12 protein-coding genes are annotated in these 19,758 nt (G+C 72.3%); 9 read left to right on the forward strand and 3 right to left on the reverse strand.

Going from position 1 to position 19,758, the window contains the following annotated elements:
* Nucleotides 1–61: 61 nt before the first annotated feature.
* The 7 genes from ACWC94_RS23830 to ACWC94_RS23860 all read left to right on the forward strand — a co-directional run bounded on the left by ACWC94_RS23830 (nucleotide 62) and on the right by ACWC94_RS23860 (nucleotide 10,363).
* A complete protein-coding gene (locus tag ACWC94_RS23830) occupies nucleotides 62–1,126 on the forward strand; it encodes an LLM class flavin-dependent oxidoreductase (RefSeq protein WP_450798915.1) in 1,065 nt (354 codons plus the stop codon).
* Nucleotides 1,123–2,382 carry an NtaA/DmoA family FMN-dependent monooxygenase gene (locus ACWC94_RS23835; RefSeq protein WP_450798916.1) on the forward strand — a complete coding sequence of 420 codons (1,260 nt, stop codon included), beginning with the start codon at nucleotides 1,123–1,125 and terminating at the stop codon, nucleotides 2,380–2,382. The genes ACWC94_RS23830 and ACWC94_RS23835 overlap by 4 nt, the downstream gene beginning before the upstream one ends.
* 24 nt (nucleotides 2,383–2,406) lie before the next feature.
* Nucleotides 2,407–3,189: a DUF1684 domain-containing protein gene (locus ACWC94_RS23840; protein WP_450798917.1), complete on the forward strand. Its 783-nt coding sequence runs from the start codon at nucleotides 2,407–2,409 to the stop codon at nucleotides 3,187–3,189.
* A 199-nt stretch (nucleotides 3,190–3,388) separates the two neighbouring features.
* Complete coding sequence (locus ACWC94_RS23845; RefSeq protein ID WP_450798918.1) at nucleotides 3,389–4,291, forward strand: S1 family peptidase; 903 nt, start codon at nucleotides 3,389–3,391, stop codon at nucleotides 4,289–4,291.
* Between the two features lie 345 nt (nucleotides 4,292–4,636).
* Nucleotides 4,637–5,719, forward strand: coding sequence for a S1 family peptidase (locus tag ACWC94_RS23850; RefSeq protein WP_450798919.1), 1,083 nt, complete (start codon nucleotides 4,637–4,639; stop codon nucleotides 5,717–5,719).
* A gap of 196 nt (nucleotides 5,720–5,915) precedes the next feature.
* Nucleotides 5,916–9,353: a DNA polymerase III subunit alpha gene (locus ACWC94_RS23855; protein ID WP_450798920.1), complete on the forward strand. Its 3,438-nt coding sequence runs from the start codon at nucleotides 5,916–5,918 to the stop codon at nucleotides 9,351–9,353.
* Nucleotides 9,350–10,363: a DNA polymerase Y family protein gene (locus ACWC94_RS23860; RefSeq protein WP_450798921.1), complete on the forward strand. Its 1,014-nt coding sequence runs from the start codon at nucleotides 9,350–9,352 to the stop codon at nucleotides 10,361–10,363. The genes ACWC94_RS23855 and ACWC94_RS23860 overlap by 4 nt, the downstream gene beginning before the upstream one ends.
* Here the strand turns inward: ACWC94_RS23860 and ACWC94_RS23865 are convergent.
* Nucleotides 10,341–10,715: a cupin domain-containing protein gene (locus ACWC94_RS23865; protein WP_450798922.1), complete on the reverse strand. Its 375-nt coding sequence runs from the start codon at nucleotides 10,713–10,715 to the stop codon at nucleotides 10,341–10,343. The genes ACWC94_RS23860 and ACWC94_RS23865 overlap by 23 nt on opposite strands.
* An 88-nt stretch (nucleotides 10,716–10,803) precedes the next feature.
* Here ACWC94_RS23865 and ACWC94_RS23870 point away from each other — a divergent pair, with 88 nt between their 5' ends.
* The gene (locus tag ACWC94_RS23870; protein ID WP_450798923.1) at nucleotides 10,804–11,250 is read left to right on the forward strand and encodes a MarR family winged helix-turn-helix transcriptional regulator; all 447 of its coding nucleotides are present in this window, start codon (nucleotides 10,804–10,806) and stop codon (nucleotides 11,248–11,250) included.
* A gap of 167 nt (nucleotides 11,251–11,417) precedes the next feature.
* A complete protein-coding gene (locus ACWC94_RS23875; RefSeq protein ID WP_450798924.1) occupies nucleotides 11,418–12,278 on the forward strand; it encodes an esterase/lipase family protein in 861 nt (286 codons plus the stop codon).
* A 51-nt stretch (nucleotides 12,279–12,329) separates the two neighbouring features.
* Here the strand turns inward: ACWC94_RS23875 and ACWC94_RS23880 are convergent, their stop codons facing one another.
* Together ACWC94_RS23880 and ACWC94_RS23885 are read right to left on the reverse strand one after the other, a co-directional pair.
* Nucleotides 12,330–13,310 (reverse strand): lytic polysaccharide monooxygenase auxiliary activity family 9 protein, encoded by a 981-nt coding sequence (locus ACWC94_RS23880; RefSeq protein WP_450798925.1) that lies wholly within the window; start codon nucleotides 13,308–13,310, stop codon nucleotides 12,330–12,332.
* Between the two features lie 327 nt (nucleotides 13,311–13,637).
* The gene (locus tag ACWC94_RS23885; protein ID WP_450798926.1) at nucleotides 13,638–19,727 is read right to left on the reverse strand and encodes an AAA family ATPase; all 6,090 of its coding nucleotides are present in this window, start codon (nucleotides 19,725–19,727) and stop codon (nucleotides 13,638–13,640) included.
* Between the last annotated feature and the right edge of the window lie 31 nt (nucleotides 19,728–19,758).

Consider the following 19,758-nt stretch of genomic DNA (forward strand, 5'->3'; position numbering starts at 1 on the left):
CCGAGCGCCGTCGTGGGCGCTCGCCGTCGCGGCCGGGACAAGGGGTGCGGAGGCGTCGGGCATGAGCAGACTGCTGTGTCTCGCCGCCGCCGTCGACCTGCCGGACTGCTTCGGTGCCGAACCGTACGTCGAGCTGGTCCGGCTCGCCGAGCGTGGTGGGCTGGACTTCGTGACGCTGGACGACTCCTTCGCCCGGCCCGGCCCCGACGCGCTCGCCGTGCTGTCCCGGGCGGCGCCCGCGACCCGGCGCATCGGCCTGGTCCCGACCCTCACCACCACCCACACCGAACCCTTCCGGGTGCAGGCCGCCGTGGCGACGCTGGACTGGGTCAGCCGGGGACGGGCCGGCTGGCGGATCGGCGTGTCCGCCGGCGAGGGCGAGGCCCGGCTCTTCGGCCGGCGTCCGGCGGCGTCCCCCGAGGCGCTGTGGGACGAGGCGGGCGACGTAGCCGACGTCGCCGCGAGACTGTGGGACAGCTGGGAGGACGACGCCGAGATCCGGGACGTGCCGACCGGCCGCTTCCTGGACCGGGACAAGCTGCACCGCGTCGACTTCACCGGCGGCTCCTTCTCGGTCAGGGGCCCCTCGACCGTGCCCCGGCCGCCGCAGGGCCACCCCGTCCGCGTGGTCGACGCCACCGAGGTCCAGGCCCGTACCGTCGCGGCCCGGTACGCGGACGTCGCCCTGATCCGCACCGCGACCCCGGCACAGGCCGCCGCCGTACGCGACGAACTGCGCGGCCGGGCCGCCGGGTCCGGGCGGGACCCCGACACCCTGCGGACCCTGGTGAGCCTGCTGGTCGACCTCGGTGACGGGGAGTACGCGGCCGAGCCCGGACACGGGGGCGGCGGTCCGCGGCCGACCGTGCGCGGGCCGCTGTACCGGGGTGGCCCGGTGGACCTCGCCGAGCTGGTCGCCGGCTGGCACGCCGACGGTGTCACCGACGGTTTCCACCTCGTGCCCGTCGAGCCGCGCCGTGACCTGGAGCGGCTGGTCAACGGCACGGTGGCGGTCCTCCAGCACCGCGGCCTGTTCCGCACCTTCTATCCGGGCAGCACCCTGCGCGAGCACCTGGGCCTGGCCCGGCCCGCCAACCGGTACGCCATGACAGGGGGAACGTCATGACCGTACGACGGCAGATGCACCTGGCGGCCCGGTTCCCGGCGGCCGACGACACCGCCCTGTGGACCGATCAGCGGCCCGGCGCGCAGATCGCGTTCGCCTCCTACGAACGCCTCGCCCGCACCGCCGAACGCGGACGGTTCGACTTCCTGCTGCTCGCCGAGGAACTGCGGTTGCCCGAGCACCGGGGGCGACCGCACGACCTGGACCCGGTGGGCCGGCCGGAACCGGTCGCCGTACTGAACGCGCTCGCCGGGGTCACCACCCGGCTCGGGCTCGCGGCCGGCGTCAGCACCGCCTTCGGCGAGCCCTGCGAACTCGCCCGCCGGCTCGCCACCCTGGACCAGCTCAGCGCCGGCCGGGCGGCCTGGCACACGGTGACCGACACGGACGCCCGCGCCGGCGCGAACCTCCGTCCCGGCGGCCATCCGGACCCCGGCGCCCGGTCGGAGGAACTCGTCGAGGTGGTAAGGGAGTTGTGGGACTCCTGGACACCCGACGGGACGCCCCGGCCGTTCGCGCACCGAGGCCGGTGCTTCGACGTCGCGGGCGAGTTCCCCCTGCCGCGCTCCCCACAGGGGCATCCCGTGCTCATCCGGGCGGGGGAGTCCGAGGAGGCCCGGGAGTCAGCCGCGGCCTCGGCCGACGTGTACCTCGTCCAGCACGGCACTCCGGAGGAGGCCCGCACCCGCCGCGCCGACGTCCAACGGCGGCTCGCGGCGTACGGCCGCGTACCGCGGGACCTGAAGGTCATGCCCGCGGTCACCGTGGTCCTCGGGGACACCGCCGCGGAGGCGCAGGAGCGGGCGGCCGGGATCCGCCGGCAGCTGATCACCCCGCGGTACGCGCTGTTCGCGCTGGAGCGGATCTGGGGGACCGACCTGTCCGCCTGCGATCCGGACGGCCCGTTGCCCGAGAGCGCCCCGTCGGCCCGGGACGGCGAGACCCTGGTGCTCGCCGAGCGGTGGCGTGCGCTCGCGCGGGAGAAGGGGCTGTCCATCCGGGAGACCGTGATCGAGGCGAGCGGAGGGCAGTCCTTCGTCGGCACCCCCGACGCGGTCGCCGCCGAACTGGACCGCTACGTCCAGGAGGGAGCCGCGGACGGCTTCCTCCTGCTCCCGCAGCTCGCGGACGGGCTGGAGGAGTTCGTGGACCGGGTGGTGCCGCTGCTCCAGGAGCGCGGGGCGCTTCGCACGGAATACCAGGGCGGCACTCTCCGGTCGCACCTCGGGCTTCCGTGCCCGGTATGGAAGGGTTGAGCACAGATGAAAGGAACCGACGGCATGACGACGGGCGCGTCCGAGGCATGGCAGCAGTGGCACGACCAGCGTGTGGAGACGGTCGCGGCGCCGTACGGGCCGCTCGCGCTGACCGCCACCCACTGGATCGAGGACCATCCGGAGGGGCGACTTCCGGACATTCCCGGGACCTGGGTGGCGGACGGTGACGGTGTTGTGCTCACGGCCGCCGAGGCCGACGGACTGACCGTGGACGGGCGGCCCTTCGCGGGTGAGGTCCGGCTCGCCGCCGACCTCGGGCCGGCGGCCGGGGCGCGGGTCGCGGTGGCTGAGAAGCGGCTGGTCGTGCTGGTCCGCGAGGGCGTCTGGGGGGTGCGGGTCCACGACCCCGGGTCCGAGGCCCGGCGCGCCTTCAAAGGCATCCACGCCACCGCGTACGACCCCCGCTGGTCGGTGCCGGGGCGGTTCACGCCGTACGACGGCACGCGCACCGTGCGGGTCGGCAACGCGGACGGACGTGAGCGCGGGCTCGCCCTCTCCGGTGAGCTGGCCTTCGCCCTGGCGGGCCGGGAACTGACGCTGCGGGTCGCCCAGCAGGGCGACGGGCTGCTGTGGGCGGTGTTCGCCGACGCCACCAGCGGCGACACCAGCTTCCGGTTCCGCTTCCTGTATCCGTCCGCACCGGACGCCGAGGGGCGTACGACCGTCGACTTCAATCGTGCCCAGCTCCCGCCGTGCGCCTTCGCCGACCACTTCATCTGCCCGTTCCCGCCGCCCGGCAACACGCTGGACGTGGTGATCGAAGCGGGCGAGCGTGCTCTGAGCTGACGTCAAGAGGGTGCTGCGTAAGAGTGGTTTAAAGTCGGACGGCCGAAAGGCACTCTTGTGGCGACCGGTCGTTCGGCCGAATACTCCCCCTCAGCGCTTGTCAGGGCATGCATGTTCGGAATCCGGCCACATCCCTGGCTGCGACTCACGGGCCCCGACCCCACGCGGGCCCCCGACTTCCCCTGGGAGGGAACGAAAAGTGAGGATCAAGCGCACCACTCCCCACAGCGGCACCGCGAGACGGACCCGGCTGATCGCCGTGGCCACCGGTTTCCTGGCCGCAGCGGCGTTCGCCGCCCCCACCGCGAACGCCAGCGACGACGGCCACACGTTCAGCGCCGCCCAGCTCAGCAAGGTCGACGAATCCGTCCTCCAGGCCGACGTACCCGGTACGGCCTGGGCGGTGGACAGCAGGACCGACCGCGTCGTCGTCACCGTCGACAGCACCGTGTCCAAGGCCCAGATCGCCGAGATCAAGCGGCAGGCCGGCGCCGACGCGGGCGCGCTCACCATCAAGCACACACCCGGCAGGTTCAGCAAGCTGATCAGTGGTGGCGACGCCATCTACGGTGGTTCCTACCGCTGCTCGCTCGGCTTCAACGTGCACAGCGGCAGCACCTACTACTTCCTGACCGCCGGTCACTGCGGGCAGGTCGCCTCCACCTGGTACAGCAACTCCAGCCACAGCACGGTGCTCGGTACCAACGTCGGCTACAGCTTCCCGGGCAATGACTTCGCGTTGGTCCGGTACACCAACTCCTCGGTCTCCCACCCGAGTTCGGTGGGGAGCCAGTCCATCACGAGGGCGGCCACGCCGTCCGTGGGCACGACCGTCTACCGGCGCGGTTCCACCACCGGTACGCACAGCGGCCGGGTCACCGCGCTGAACGCCACCGTGAACTACGGCGGCGGTGACGTCGTCTCCGGGCTGATCCAGACCACGGTGTGCGCCGAGGGCGGCGACAGCGGTGGTCCGCTGTACGCGGGGACCGTGGCGTACGGGCTGACGTCCGGGGGCAGCGGTGACTGCACCTCCGGCGGTACGACGTTCTTCCAGCCGGTGACCGAGGCGTTGGGCTACTACGGGGTCACGCTGCCGTAGCGAGTCCGGCCCCGGCTTCCTCGAAGTCCCCGCACGCGCCGCGCGTGCGGGGACTTTTGGCTGCCCGGCAGGGGAGGGCGAAGCCCGGCCAGGGAAGAGAACAGGCCATGCACTGTCGTGACGTTCCGCTGCGGTGCACTTGCATCCGGTGTTTGCAGTGCGAATTCCCAGGCGTGGCCGTGGCCGGTCGAGCAGGTGGGGGTGCGCAACCCCACTGTGCGCGCGTCCTGAAGTCAACCTTGTGTGCTCCCTGTGCCCTTCGGAAGAGTGGACGCTCGTCAACCAGCCTTCCGGTCCGTCGAGTCCCCACAACTCGCGGGCCGTCCCCCCACAGGAGGACGTGAGTTGAAGCACCGACGCATAACCAGGCGGCGGGCCGCCCTGGCCGGGGCGGGAATCGCCGCACTGGTCGCCGCGGGTGTCACCTTGCAGAATGCGAACGCCAGCGAGCCCGTGAAGTCCGCTCCCCAGGCGCGGGTCCTGTCCGCCCCGGCGGCTGGAAACCTCGCCTCGACGCTGCTGAGCCGCCTCGGGTCCGACGCCGCGGGCAGCTACTACGACGCCTCGGCCAGGAATCTCGTCGTCAACGTGGTCGACCAGGGTGCCGCGAAGGCCGTCGAGGCGGCCGGGGCCAAGGTGAGACTCGTCGCCAACTCGCTGGCCGCACTCGACGGCGCGCGGACGACGCTGAAGAAGGACGCGACCATCCCGGGGACGTCGTGGGCGATCGACCCGGTCAGCAACAAGGTCGTCGTCACCGCCGACAGGACGGTCTCCGGCGCGCAGTGGGCCAAGCTGGGCAAGGTGGTCGACGGGCTCGGCGGCAAGGCCGACCTGAAGCGGTCGAAGGGGCGGTTCAAGCCCTTCATCGCCGGTGGTGACGCGATCAACGGGTCGGGCGGGCGGTGCTCGCTCGGCTTCAACGTGGTCAAGGACGGGCAGCCGTACTTCCTGACCGCCGGGCACTGCACCGCGGAGATCTCCAGCTGGTCGGACTCCGGCGGCAAGGAGATCGGGCAGAACGCGGAGTCCCACTTCCCCGGGACCGACTTCGGGCTCGTGAAGTACACGGCGCAGGCGGACCACCCGAGCGAGGTCGACCTGTACGACGGGTCCACCCGGAAGATCACCGGCGCCGCCGAGGCGACGGTCGGGATGAAGGTGACGCGCAGCGGGTCGACGACCCATGTGCACGACGGTACGGTCACCGGCCTGAACGCCACGGTGAACTACCAGGAGGGCAGCGTCAGCGGTCTCATCCAGACCGATGTGTGCGCCGAGCCCGGTGACAGCGGGGGCTCGCTGTTCTCGGGGAGCAACGCGATCGGGCTGACCTCCGGGGGCAGCGGTGACTGCACCTCCGGCGGGGAGACGTTCTTCCAGCCGGTCACCGCTGCGCTGTCCGCCACGGGGGCGAAGATCGGCTGACACGCTCGACTGCGCCGCGTGCCGCGGAGCCCCGTCCCCGGGTGTGCGGGGGGCGGGGCTCCGCGGTCTGTTTGTGCAGGTGAGGGGCAGGCCCCGGGATGTCGTACACACGTTCGAGAATGGGGGTATGGTGGAGGTGGAAGTAGGGAACTGATGTTCGAGAGCTGTTCGGGGCTCGCTAGTGCGGGAGGTGGGTGTGCCGGGCTTCGCGCATCTGCACACCGTCTCCGGGTTCTCCCTGAGATATGGGGCATCCCATCCGGAGCGGCTGGCCGAGCGCGCCTCGGAGCGGGGGATGGACACCCTCGCCCTGACCGACCGGGACACCGTCGCCGGTGCGGTGCGCTTCGCCAAGGCCTGTGCCGGGGTGGGGGTGCGTCCGGTCTTCGGGGTGAACCTGGCCGTGGCCGAGGCGGAGGCCGTACGGCGCGAGCGGCGGAAGGTGCCGGTGCGGGGTGGCGCCTTTGTCGACGAGTCGGCTCCTCGGGTGACCTTTCTGGCCCGGGACGGTGCCCGGGGCTGGGCTGATCTGTGCCGGATCGTCTCCGCGGCGCACACGGGTGCGGGTGCGCCCGAGCTGCCCTGGCCGGACAACCACGGTGACGGCCTGGCCGTGCTGCTCGGGCCAGGCTCGGACGTGGGGCGGGCCCTCGCCGCGGGACGTCCCGATCGGGCCGGGAGGCTTCTCGGGGCGTGGCGTGAGGTCTACGGTGACGCGCTGCGCCTGGAGGCCGTGTGGCAGGGGCGTACGGGTACGGGGCCCGGGTCCCTGCGGCTGGCGGCCCGTACCGTCGGGTTCGCCGCCGAGCAGGGGGTGCGGCCGGTGCTCAGCAATGCCGTCCGGTATGCCGACCCCGGGGCGGGACCGGTCGCCGATGTGCTGGATGCCGCCCGCCGGCTGGTTCCGGTCGACCCGCGCGGGGAGCTGGACTCCGGGGAGGCGTGGCTGAAGGACGCGCGGGCGATGGCGGGGATCGCCGAGCGGGTGGTGGAGGCCGCCGGGTACCGGCGGGAGGCCGCCCTGCGGCTGCTGGAGCAGACCCTGGCCACCGCCGAGGGGTGCCGGGTCGATCCCGAGGGGGACCTCGGTATCGGGACCGTGCACTTTCCCGAGGCGCATCTGGTGGGCGCCGGGCGGCGTACCGCCCAGCGGGCCCTCACGTCGCGGGCGGTGGCGGGGATGCTGCGGCTCGGGTACGGCGAAAGGCGTGCGTACTGGGAGCGGATGCACCACGAGCTGGACATCATCGCCCATCACGGCTTTGCCTCCTACTTCCTGACGGTCGCCCAAGTGGTCGACGACGTACGGAAGATGGGGATCCGGGTGGCCGCTCGCGGTTCCGGCGCGGGCTCCCTCGTCAATCATCTCCTGGGTGTCGCGCACGCCGATCCGGTCGAGCACGGGTTGCTGATGGAGCGCTTCCTGTCCAAGGAGCGTGTGGTGCTGCCCGACATCGACATCGATGTGGAGTCCGCTCGGCGGCTGGAGGTCTACCGGGCGATCATCGGCCGGTTCGGCACCGAGCGGGTCGCGACCGTGTCCATGCCGGAGACCTACCGGGTGCGGCATGCCATCCGGGATGTGGGTGCCGCCCTGTCCATGGACCCGGCTGAGATCGACCGGGTGGCCAAGTCCTTTCCGCACATCCGGGCCCGGGACGCGCGGGCCGCGCTGGAGGAGCTGCCCGAGCTGAGGCAGCTCGCGAGGGAGCTGCAGCGGGAAGGGGAGCGGTACGGCAGGCTGTGGGAGCTGGTCGAGGCGCTCGACGCCCTGCCGCGCGGAGTCGCCATGCATCCGTGCGGGGTGCTGCTGTCCGACGCCTCGCTCCTTGCCCGTACGCCGGTGGTGCCGACCAGCGGTGAGGGGCTGCCGATGTCGCAGTTCGACAAGGAGGACGTGGAGGATCTCGGGCTGCTCAAGCTCGATGTGCTGGGCGTGCGGATGCAGTCGGCCATGGCGCACGCGGTCGCCGAGGTGGAGCGGGTGACCGGGGAGCGGGTCGATCTGGACGCGGTGCCGCAGGGGGATCCGGAGACGTACCGGCTGATCCGGTCCACCGAGACCCTGGGGTGCTTCCAGATCGAGTCGCCGGGGCAGCGGGATCTGGTGGGACGGCTGCAGCCGAGTACCTTTCACGACCTCGTCGTGGACATCTCGCTGTTCCGGCCCGGGCCCGTCGCCGCCGACATGGTGCGGCCGTTCATCGAGGCGCGGCACGGCCGGGCGCCGGTGCGTTACCCGCACCCGGACCTGGAGGAGGCGCTGAAGGGGACGTACGGGGTCGTCGTCTTCCACGAGCAGGTCATCGACATCGTCGCCGTCATGACCGGCTGCGGGCGGGGCGAGGCCGACCGGGTGCGGCGCGGCTTGTCCGACCCGGAGGCGCAGGGGCGGATCAGGGTGTGGTTCGCGCAGGCCGCGGCGGCTCGGGGGTACAGCGCGGAAACGATCCGGCGGACCTGGGAGATCGTGGCGGCGTTCGGGTCCTACGGGTTCTGCAAGGCGCACGCGGTCGCCTTCGCCGTGCCGACGTACCAGTCGGCCTGGCTGAAGGCCCATCACCCGGCCGCCTTCTACGCCGGGCTGCTCACGCACGATCCCGGGATGTACCCGAAGCGGCTGCTGCTGGCCGACGCGCGCCGGCGCGGGGTGCCGATCCTGCCGTTGGACGTGAACGTGTCCGGGGTCGCCCATCGGATCGAACTGGTGTCCGAGTATGGGAAGTGGGGACTGCGGCTCGCCCTCTCCGACGTGCACGGCATCAGCGAGGCCGAGGCCGAACGGATCGCGGACGGGCAGCCGTACTCGTCGCTGGTGGACTTCTGGGAGCGGGCACGGCCCAGCCGTCCGCTGGCCCAGAGGCTCGCCCAGGTGGGGGCGCTGGACGCCTTCGGTGCCAACCGGCGGGATCTGCAGCTGCACCTGACCGAGCTGCACCGGGGTGCCCGGGGCGGTGGCGGCGGGCAGCTCCCCTTGGCGGGCGGACGGAGGACCGCCCCGGCCGGGCTGCCGGACCTGACGTCGGCGGAGCGGCTCAGCGCCGAGCTGGGTGTGCTGTCCATGGACGCCTCGCGCAATCTGATGGACGACCACCGGGAGTTCCTCAAGGAGCTGGGCGTGGTCTCCGCGCGCCGGCTGCGCGAGCTGCGGCACGGTGAGACCGTGCTGGTCGCGGGCGCCAAGGCGGCCACCCAGACCCCGCCGATCCGCTCCGGCAAGCGGGTCATCTTCTCCACGCTGGACGACGGCACGGGCCTGGTCGATCTGGCGTTCTTCGACGACTCGCACGACGCCTGCGCGCACACCGTCTTCCACTCGTGGCTGCTGCTGGTGCGCGGAGTGGTGCAGCGGCGTGGTCCGCGCAGCCTGAGCGTGGTGGGTTCCGCCGCCTGGAACCTCGCCGAGCTGGTGGAACTGCGTGCCGAGGGCGGCCTCGACGAGGTGGCGGCGCGGCTCGCCGTGCCGGTGGCCGAGGGTGCGGGCGCGGATCCGACCGGTGGGCGGCGGATCCAGCTGCCGACCGGATACGAGATGCATCCGTGGGCCGATCTGCGGCCCGCGGGGCAGGAGGCCTCACAAGGGCCCGCTGCCGTACGGAAGTTGTGGCACCAGAGTCCGGGGAGTGCGGGATGACCATTCTCTGCGTACGTTTCCAGCTGCCGCCGATGTACGAGGCGGCCCTGCCGGGGCTGCTCGGGCTGCTGGAGGACTTCACCCCGGTCGTCGAGGCGCTGCCCCCGGACGGGGCACTGGCCGATCTGCGCGGGGCCGAGCGGTACTTCGGACGCGACGCGGTGGAGCTGGCCTCGGTGATCCGGGTGCGGGCCCTCGCGCGGTACGGCGTCGACTGTGCGATCGGCGCCGGTCCGGGCCCGATGCTGGCCCGCGTGGCGCTGTGCGACGCCCGGCCCGGGGTGACGTGTGCCGTACCCGAGGACCCGGCCGGCATCGCCGCCTTCCTCGCCGAGCGGCCGGTGTCCGCGCTGCCCGGCGTCGGCACGGCGACCGCCCGCACCCTGGGCGAGTACGGCCTGGACACCCTGGGCCTGGTCGCCGCCGCGCCGCTGTCCACGCTCCAGCGGCTGATCGGCGCCAAGGCCGGCCGCGAGCTGCGCGAGAAGGCGAGTGGCGTCGACCGGGGCCGGGTCGTGCCGAACGCCGTCTCGCGGTCGCTGACGACGGAACGCGCCTTCGGCATCGACGAGCTGGACCCCGGCCGGCACCGCGGGGCGCTGCTGTCCGCCGCCGGGGAACTCGGCGTCCGGCTGCGCGCGGTGCAGAAGATCTGCCGCACCCTGACCCTCACCGTGCGCTACGCCGACCGCTCCTCCACCACCCGCAGCCGCACCCTGAAGGAGCCGACCGCGCACTCGGCGGCCCTGACGAAGGCGGCCTACGGCATGTACGAGGCGCTCGGCCTGCAGCGCGCCCGGGTCCGCGCGCTCACCCTGCGCGCCGAGGGCCTGGCCCCCGCCGACCAGGCCTCCTACCAGCTCACCTTCGACCCCGTGGACGAGAAGGTCCGCCGTATCGAGGAGGTCGCGGACCGCGTGCGGGCGAAGTTCGGGCCCAGGGCGGTGATGCCCGGGGCGCTGGGAGGTGACAGCGGCTCGACGGCCGTCAGTTGGCCCAGGGTGGCGTGATCCGGGTGCCGTCGGCCAGCTCCGCCTCCAGGCCGATGGAGGTGGTGACCCAGGACAGCGCGGTGTGATCGGTCGGGTTCTCCACGGCGAGGGTCGCACCGGGGTTGACGATCACCGTGTCGCCCGCACCGATGCGGTCGGTGCGGCCGTCGAGGGTGATCAGCAGTTCGCCCACGAGCAGATGGAAGATCTCCTCACGGCTGACGGTGTGGGCGGGCGCCTTGGTGCCCGCCGGGATCTCCCCGCGCCAGGCGCACAGTTCCTTGCTGCCGGCGAGCGGGGTGGCGTACGAGACGAAGCGGGCGCCGTGGATCTCATGGGTCGTGGCCTGCGCTGCACGGACGACGGGCATGGCGGTGATCTCCGTTCGAAGTGGTCAACTGGCTTGACTATATGGTCAAGCCGCTTGACCAACATGTCAAGGGTGTTTCAATGCCCTCGTGCAGAACTCCGAAGCCATGGCCCTGTCCGCCGCCCTGCTCGCCGTCGCGGGCGACCTCACCCAGCGCATCCACGACGGGGTGGTGGCGCGCGGGTTCACCGATCTGCGGCCGGCGCACGGCTTCGCCTTCGCGCGGCTCGCCCCGGACGGGGCCACCGTCACCGAGCTCGCGGCGCACCTCGGGGTGACCAAGCAGGCCGCGAGCCAGCTGGTGGACGAGGTGGTGCGCAAGGGGTACGTCGAGCGGCGGCCGCATCCGCAGGACGCGCGGGCCCGGCTGGTCGTGCTGACCGAGCGCGGGTGGGCTTGCACCCGGGCGGCGGAGGGGGCGGCGGCCGAGGTCGTGGGGGTGTGGGCCGAGCTGCTGGGCGAGGGTGAAGTACGCGCGCTGGGGCAGCGTTTGGCGCGGATCGCTCCCTGTGGTCCGATCAAACCCGCCTGGTGACGGTCCGTCGGCGTTCGGCGGCGCTCTGATTACCACTGCAAGTTTTTACTGACGCGTAACTTCACACCAGTGCTACTCGCCCGTAACTTGACGAGTGAACAGCATCCTCGTGATCCGGATCACACGGTAAGGCCCCCACCTGCCTTGAGCCGCAAGGAGATCACACGATGCTGCCCTGGAAGCGCATGCTCAGACCCCTCGCCGCACTGCTCCTCACCACCGCCGTCGCCGCCGTTCCGGCCGCCACCGCCCACGCCGCCGACGCTCCCAGCAGCGGCTGGAACGACTTCTCCTGCAAGCCCTCCACCGCCCATCCCCGTCCGGTCGTCCTGGTGCACGGCACTCTGGGCAACTCGGTCGACAACTGGCTGTCCCTCGCCCCGTACCTGAAGGACCGCGGATACTGCGTCTTCTCCCTCGACTACGGCCAGCTGACCGGAGTCCCCTTCTTCTACGGCCTCGGCCCCATCGACAAGTCGGCAGCGCAACTGTCCGCCTTCGTCGACAAGGTGCTCGCCGCGACCAGCGCCCCCAGGGCCGACCTCGTCGGCCACTCCCAGGGCGGCATGATGCCGCGCTACTACCTGAAGTTCCTCGGCGGAGCCGCCAAGGTCAACGCCCTCGTCGGCCTGGCCCCGGACAACCACGGCGCCACCCTGAGCGGCCTCACCAACCTGCTGCCGTACTTCCCCGGTGCCGGGGACCTGATCAAGGCCACCACCCCCGGCCTCGCCGACCAGATGCCCGGGTCCGACTTCCTCACCAAGCTCAACGCGGACGGCGACACCGTCCCCGGAGTGCACTACACGGTCATCGCCACCAAGTACGACGAGGTGGCCACGCCCTGGCGGAGCGACTACCTGAGCGGTTCCGACGTCCACAACGTCCTGCTGCAGGACCTGTGCCCGCTCGACCTCTCCGAGCACGTGGCGATCGGCCTGTTCGACCGCATCGCCTTCCACGAGGTGTCCAACGCGCTCGATCCGGCCCACGCCACCCCCACCACCTGCGCGTCGGCCTTCAGCTGACGTGCCGCCGGGGCCTGTCCGACCTGAGCCGCCGGACAGGCCCCGGAACCCTCACCGGCGGTGGGCGCCGCCCGCCGCGCGCCGCCGCACCGACAGGAACAGCGCCGCCGAACCGAGCGCCAGCGCCGCCGCGCCGCCGATCGCGACGTACGAGGTGCCGGCGGAGGTGCCGGTCTCCGCGAGGTTCTTCGGCGCACCGGCCGCCACAGGGGCGTTGGGGGCGCTGGAAGCGGCGGTGGGCCGCTGCGCGGGCCGCCGGGCCGGGACGGCCGTGTCGTCGCCGCCGTGCCCGTGGTGCCGCATCGTCGACTTGTCGGCACCGTCTGCGATCTGCCGGTCGGAGGGCGCCGAAGCCGTCGGAGCGGGACCGGTGCCCGTGCCCTGCGTGCTGCCGCCGAAGTCCACGTCCGAGCAGGAGTAGAACGCCTCCGGACTGTCCGAGCGCTGCCAGATCGCGTACAGCAGCTGCCGGCCGGACCGCTCGGGAAGCGTGCCGGAGAACGTGTAGAAACCACCCGAGGCGACCGGGTCGGTGACCGTGGCCACCGGGCGCCGCAGATCCAGCTCCGACCAGGACAGCGGCTTCGCGGGGTCGTAACCCGGCTTGGTCAGGTACACCGTGAACGTGCCCTTGTGCGGAGCGGTCACCCGGTACTTGAAGGTATACGAGCCGCCGTGCACACCGGTGGCGGGCCAGTCGGCGCGGGCCAGATCCAGCCCCTTGAACTCCGCGTTGTCCGCGCTGCACAGCTTGCCGTCCGGGATCAGCTTCCGGTGCTGCCCCGCGGCGTCGCCGATCCGGATGCCGTTCCAGTCGTACAGCGCCTGCGTGCCGCCGGCCGCCACCGCCGCCCTGCACGCGGCCGACTTCGGGCTCTCCGGTCCCTCCGCGTAGCACTGCGAGACACGGCTGACCGGGTCGCCCATCGAACCGTGTGCGGAAGCCGGGGCGGCGGCGAGCACGGTCAGGGCGATCGGCGGCACACCGAGCACGGCGACGGCGGCGGTCGCGCGGCGGGCACGAGCGGGCATGCGGAACTCCTCGAAAAACGGTCCTGCGGGGGCTGGATCCCGTGGGGGCGATCCGAAGCTAGCCCCAAGAAACCGCGAAATCGCCTGCTGGAGACGGGTCGAGGGGATCCTTATGGTGCCGTTAAGGCCGGACTAACCGGGGGCTGAGGAAGGGGAGGAGGAAAACCGGGCTACCTGTTCGGGGTTGCCGGGGTGCGGGTGGATTTCCCGCGTCCACAGCACTGAGAGTCGCACGCCGCTGTCGCGCGGCGCGCAGGCAGTGGCGGACGACCTCGGCGGCACCGTGCACGTCCTCGCGGTGCGCGGTGCCGCCGCGGGCTTACCGGATCACGGCGTCCCAGCCCGGTCCCAGCAGCCGTGCAGCACGCTCTCCAGATGGTGCCTGCCCGCCGCGTCGATGTCGAAGACCTGGAGGGCCCGCAGTACGCCGAGCGCCTCCGCCGCGTCGACCGGGCCACCGTCCGCGGCGGCTTCCACCGCCGCGAGGAGGTCGCCGGCGCTCATGCCGTCAGCCGTCATGAACTCGGTGACCGCGCGGTAGGCGAACCACTGCGGTGTGCGCGGCATCAGTCCGGCCAGCGCCAGGAACCTCTTCGCCCCCTCGGGATCCTCCAGACCGGCCGCCGCCCGGCGCAGGGCCTCGTCCTCGGGAAGTCTCGCGAACAACCCGGCGGAGAGCCGGTCGATGAGCAGGGGCCAGCCCCCCGTGGTGTCCCGCAACTGCTCCATCTGGGCGTCGGAGGTGAACGCCTCGTTGTCCTGGGCCCAGGCGCGCAGTCCGTCCGGGCTGAACCGCCGCAGGGTGAGCACCTCGATCCCGGCGGCGTCCTCGAGCCCGCCCCCCGTGGCCTTCGACCACAGGGAACTCTGGTCGGGGCCTGCGATGATCACCGCCGAGCGGGTGACACCGGCCCCCTCGGGGATGCGGCCGACCGCGTTCTCCAGCGTTTCCAGACAGGCGTCGTCACGGGGCGACTTCTCCGTCAGATCCGACACCACGACCCGCTTGCGGCCGGGCACGCCCTCCACGAGGTGCCGGTCGAAGTCGAACCGCTTGGCCACGTGCGGCATCTCCCACCCGGTTGCCTCGGCCACGTCCCGCAGGGCCGCGGCGACCCGGTCGACGCCGGTCGCGGGTGTTCCGATGATCAGTCGGGCCTGGTTGCCGTGACCAGGCAGCAGGTCCGCGATCTGGTCGGCGGTGAGCGGTGAGTGCGAATGGCCGTTGCTCGACCGGTGGCGCGCCTCGAACCGGCTGAAGTGTTCGGGCACCTTCCGGTTGGACGCCTGCGCCAGTTCGGCCTCCACCGTTCCCAGATTCCCGATCATGCTGAGGGCGTTGGCGCTGCGCAGATGCCAGCCACGGTGGTCCGGATCGGGAGCGAGCACCCCGAGCCCCTCCATCTCCGACAGGTAGGCCCGGAACCGGTCCGTGTCCAGGTTCTCGAAACCCTCCTGCCACCAGTACGTGCACTCCTCGCGCAACTGCACCTGGCTGAGCCGGGCGTCCAGACCGTAGTGGTGCGCATGGTGGGCGACCACGTTTGCGATCACGTTGTACCGAGGATCGAGCCGCAGCGTGTCGTGGAACGCCTCGGTGATGCTGAACCGGAGGTCCTTGTCCGACTGGACCGTCTCCACGTCGGCCCGGGTGATGGTGTACGGCGGGCCGGACGCGGTACCGGTCCGCTTCCCGTGCATGGTCTGCACCAGACGGTGCCCGAACATCTGCAGCAGGAACGGCTGGTACGAGCAGTGGCCGAGGATGCGGTGCACCAGTGCGGGCTCCTCGAACCGGTACCCCAGCGCCGCGAGCGGCTTGGTGAGGAGGTCGACCGCGTCCTGCGCGGGCAGCGGGCGGATCACCGTGGGGTTCTGGGAGAGATGCCCGAACGGGCTGTTCTCGGCGATCTTCGCGTAGCGCTGCACGGAGTGGAGGCCCGCGAAGACCACTTTCACCCGGTCGTCCGTGTCTCCGCCCAGATCGCGCAGGAGCCTGGTCTCGGTGAACTGCGGGGAGTCGGACTCGAAGAAGCCGTCCGCCTCGTCGAGCATGATCAGCAGTCTCCGCTTCGGGTCGTTGCGCAGCCACACCTGGATGTCCGCCAGGACGTGCTCACGGGTGAGGACGGAGCCTGCCTTGACCTTGCGGGACGGAATGAACTCCTCACGCTCCAGCAGCCGGCGCCCGATCCGGTCCCAGACCACGGACGGCGGAGCGTTGGTGCCGGTGAACGTCGAGTCCAGGGAGATGAGCAGGCTGAGCCGCGCACCCTGCAGCTGTGCCTCGTACTTGCGTCCGGCGGCCTTCAGCAGGGCGGACTTGCCGAGGCCGCGCCCACCGAACACCACCTGTTCCCCCGTGGTGCTGAGCACCTCGCCGAGTTCCTTGTCACGGCCGTAGAACATCTCCTCGGCCACCGGAGCACGCTTGCCCATCACATACGGATTGACCGCCGAGAAGGGCAGCAGCACCCGCATGGCGGAGTCCAGCCGCTGGTTGCCGCAGGCGGCCAGATGCGCCAGGGCGGCGTCGTCGAGCACCACGAGGGCACGCCGTCCGCCCGCGCACTGGGCGGCGAAGACCTCGCGATCACGCACCGGCAGCGTGCCGAAGTACGCGACCAGCAGACCGTCGTCGTTCGGATCCTGCTGGATCCAGGACATCAGCCGCTCCGACGACGGCCGGTCCCACACCAGCATCACACGCAGGCTGCCGCGCAGCCCGGACCCGAAGACCGGCACCAGGGCCGACCCGGTGTACTCGATCGCGGGTACGTCGATGAAGCGGTAACTGAGGGAGCGCGGCGTGTCGATCCGCTGGGGGAGCTTCTTGCTGCCGTAGCCGATCAGCCGGAGCGCGGGCATCAGCAGCTCGCTCTCCCGGGCCCCGTGGGTGCGCTCCCGGCCTTTGCGCGCGGCGAGGTTCGCCCAGCCGGCGAGCGCCTGCGCGGTCTGCTCGGCGATCTCGGGAGACAGCGAGGAGTAGTCGAGGGCCGACAGCCCCAGGTAGCGCTTGCGCTGCCGGACGGCATCGACCAGCTCGCCGCAGACCCCCGTGTCGGCCATCGCCAGCGGGACGTCCGGGAAGAAGGCGGCGAGGCTCCGGTCGGACGCCTGGATGTCGGGAATGCCCTCGCCGTTCACCAGGTGGGAGATCAGCTCGTCCGCGGTGAGGAGATCACCGGCATCGATCAACTGCTCGACCCGCTCCTGGTCTTCGCGGGGCAGGCCGTCGATGTCGCCGAGCCGGGTGCGCAACTTGGCGGCATGGCCCGCCCGGGCCCGGTTCAGCTCCTCGGAGAGAGCCACCAGGGTCCGGCGGACCACGGCGAGATCACCGTCGGGCCGGGGCTCGGCGTCCCGCAGCCGCCGTTCGAACTGGCGCTCCTGATCCTCGTTGAGCGCGCCGTCGACACGTGCGTGCCGCAGTGTCTCCTCCAGACGCTCGCGCCTGTCGCTCAGCTCCTGCGAGACCCGCCGGCCGGCCTCCGCGACGTGGGTGAACAGCTCCTCCGACGGCACGCTCTGCGGCGGCAGGAGCGGAAGCTGCCGATTGCCCCACAGGTCGAGGATCTGGCGCGCGGTCGCGAACATCTCGCCGGACACCTGGGCCCGCACGGCCTCCTCCCAGGAACGGCCCCCCGCCTCCACCAACTCGTGGACGGACACCTCGGCGGGCGGCTGAATGGCGCCGGCTTCGCCGACCACGGTGCCGGGGAGCCTGAGGAGCTCAGCCCGCAGGGCGAGTTCGGTGGACAACTCCGTCTCGTCGAGCTGCGTCTCCCCCGCCAGGAGGGCGAAGGTCGCGGAGAGGGAGGAGACCGTGGCGCCCAGCGCGGCAGCCGTGAGCAGGTCGGCCGCCACCGCCTGCTCCCGGACATCACGCAGGACGTCCTCACGGAGCCCGAGGACCACGGCGCGCATCTCATGCACCTGGTCGGCGCTCCAGTCCGTGTCGCGTGCGCTCAGCTGCTGCATCTGCCGCACCCAACGGTCGACGAGGGTGAGGCTCTTCGCGGAGTGGCGCAGCAGATCCTGGCGGGACGGTCCCTCGAGCCGCATCCGGGCGCCGGGGGACATGAACTCCCGGTCCGCCTTGTCCAGCGTCGACTGCAGGACCGACGGCTCACGCAGCTCCCGCACCCTGAGCGCGAGCGAGTCAAGACCCTGCCTGTCGTTGTCCGCCGCCTGCCGCAGCAGCGAACCGATCAGCCCCTTCTCGGCATCCCACCAGCTGCGGGCGATCTTCTGCCCGCGCGGGAACCGGATGGTGGGCACCTGTTCGAGGTGCTGCCGGCACTCGTCCCGGGCATCCTCCAGGCCCCGTTCGAGTTCCGCCCGGTCGCGGGCCAGGGCCAGGGGCGGGGAGTGCAGGAGCAAGGACTTCAGGGCACGCTGGGCCACCTCGTCGGCCACCCGGGCCAGGCTCGGTGGTACGCCGCCGGCCACCCGGCTCAGCGAGGCCCCGACTTCCGGGTCACCCGTCACCAGGACGGTACGCAGCAGCGACGCGGTGGTCAGCGCCGCGGCGGGGCGATCGTCCGCCAACGCGTCGATGGTGGCGCCCGCCAGCAGGTCGCGCATCTCGGAGAGGCTTTCGCTGCTCGCGGAGTGCACGGCATCCGCGCAGGCGGCGAGCTGCAGCGCGGTGATCCGATGCGGTGGTTCGCCCAGGCGGACGGCGAGTTCGGTGGCAAGGCCGAAGCGCTCGGCCGAGACGAGTCCGGCGAGGGCGTTGCGGGCCTCCGACCGCCCGGCCTGGGGCTTGGAAGCCGTGGACGTGTTCGGCGGCGGGACAGGAGCCGTGTCCCTCTCCGGGGCACCCGTGGTGGCGGAGGAGAGGCGCGCCGGGGCCGATCCGGTGGTCCGGGGCTCGGGCGTCGACGTCCGGGGGACGACCTCGGCGGCGGGCGTCCCCGCGGGGCCGGTCCCGCGTCTTGTGGCTTCCGGCTGTCCGCCGTCGTCCGGGTCCGTGTGCTGCTGCGCCCCGCCGTGCGGCGCCGGCGAAGCCGCCGCGGTGTCCCGTGCGGCCGACGGGGCCGGGCGGGGGGACGGCAGGGGCGCGGACGGTGCGGACGCGGCCGGAGGGGGCGTGTGCGATGCGGTGTCCGACACGGTGGCCCCCAGCCTGAGTTCGCTGTAGCGCCCGGCCGGATACGCCGCGCAACGGCCTTTCGCAGCCGTGGCCAGCAGCGCGAGGACGTCGTGCGGATCGTGGCCCTCCGCATGGCTTTCCACCATCGTCAGCAGCGCGTCGAGGGCCTCGGCGTCCACCCGGTCCGTCGCGTCCCAGTCGTCGGTCCGGGCCAAGGCGTCCGCCCGGTCCCGTGCCGTGGCCAGGTCCTGGGCGAGCGCGGGATCGTGCGCCACGCACTCCAGCTGTGCCGTTCTGACGAGTCGTCGGCGCAGGCGGTGGGTGGACAACCGGTTCAGTGCCGCGTCGGTCGCCTGCTGGATGTGCGGCAGGTCGGCCACGGCGGGTGCCGCCCCGTGCGCCTCCAGGCTCCGGCCGGCGGCGTCGAAGGCCTCGGCCACCTCCCACAGCGCGTTCAGATCGTCGGTGGACGGCCGGGCCCCGGCGGCGACGGCCTGCGCGGTACGGCGGGCCGGTTCCGCCGCGGCGTTCAGCGCGTCGGTGACGTGTGCCAATGCGGATTTCAGCTGGTCCGCGTCGGGCGGTTCGGCAGGCAGCGGATCCGGCGCGTCCTTGTCGGCGGCGGCGGCGTCGTCGGCGGCCGTGCCGGGGCCGGCGCCCGCGTCCTGATCGGGTGCCGCGGACGTCTGCTGAGCCAGCTCCACGATCCGGTGCGCCGCTTCCCGCACGGCCTGGACCGGGACGTCCGCCTCCGCCAGCCACGGCTGCTCCAGGGCCCAGGCCCACAGGGGCGCGTCCTCGGCGCTCGCCCTGAGCTGCGACCAGACCGTCAGCTGCAACAGAGCCGGGCTCCAGCGGTGGGTCAGCGGCCCATGGAGGTCCTCCGACGGCCCGGCGGCGGAGCGCCGGCCGGCCCGGACCAGGTCGTCCAGGACGGACTGGCTCAGATGCCAGGCCGCCTGGCGGGCGCGGGGCGCTTCCGGATCGCGCCGGATGCGGGTCAGGACGTCATGGCACAGGGCACGGTTGACCTTGGTCCCGTCCACGGGAATACGAAGGGCGCGGAACAGACGGCGCCGCCACGGTATGCGCGTCGAGTTCAGCGCGTATTCGACGTCCGACTCGCTCAGACGCAGCAGCGCGAGGGCCATCGGGGACGGGCGTGCGTCCAGGCAGCCGGTGAGCGCGGCGGACAGTTCCTCCAGGGCCGCGAGCAGTTCCGGAGGCACCTCCCGTCCGTCGCGCGAGCCGAGGTCGACAGGGTAAGGCGTGTCGCTCTGCCCGCCGGACACGGCGCGGGACGGGCGAGGATGGCTCATAGGGGCTCCAACCGGTGGTGCGGGTCGTGCG

The sequence above is a fragment of the Streptomyces sp. NPDC001135 genome (assembly GCF_053598395.1).

Excerpts from the sequence above, each read along its gene's own strand:
- ACWC94_RS23880 (WP_450798925.1), bottom strand. The coding sequence starts at position 13,310 with ATGCCCGCTCGTGCCCGCCGCGCGACCGCCGCCGTCGCCGTGCTCGGT.
- ACWC94_RS23865 (WP_450798922.1), bottom strand. The coding sequence starts at position 10,715 with ATGCCCGTCGTCCGTGCAGCGCAGGCCACGACCCATGAGATCCACGGC.
- ACWC94_RS23860 (WP_450798921.1), top strand. The coding sequence starts at position 9,350 with ATGACCATTCTCTGCGTACGTTTCCAGCTGCCGCCGATGTACGAGGCG.
- ACWC94_RS23875 (WP_450798924.1), top strand. The coding sequence starts at position 11,418 with ATGCTGCCCTGGAAGCGCATGCTCAGACCCCTCGCCGCACTGCTCCTC.
- ACWC94_RS23835 (WP_450798916.1), top strand. The coding sequence starts at position 1,123 with ATGACCGTACGACGGCAGATGCACCTGGCGGCCCGGTTCCCGGCGGCC.
- ACWC94_RS23840 (WP_450798917.1), top strand. The coding sequence starts at position 2,407 with ATGACGACGGGCGCGTCCGAGGCATGGCAGCAGTGGCACGACCAGCGT.
- ACWC94_RS23830 (WP_450798915.1), top strand. The coding sequence starts at position 62 with ATGAGCAGACTGCTGTGTCTCGCCGCCGCCGTCGACCTGCCGGACTGC.
- ACWC94_RS23885 (WP_450798926.1), bottom strand. The coding sequence starts at position 19,727 with ATGAGCCATCCTCGCCCGTCCCGCGCCGTGTCCGGCGGGCAGAGCGAC.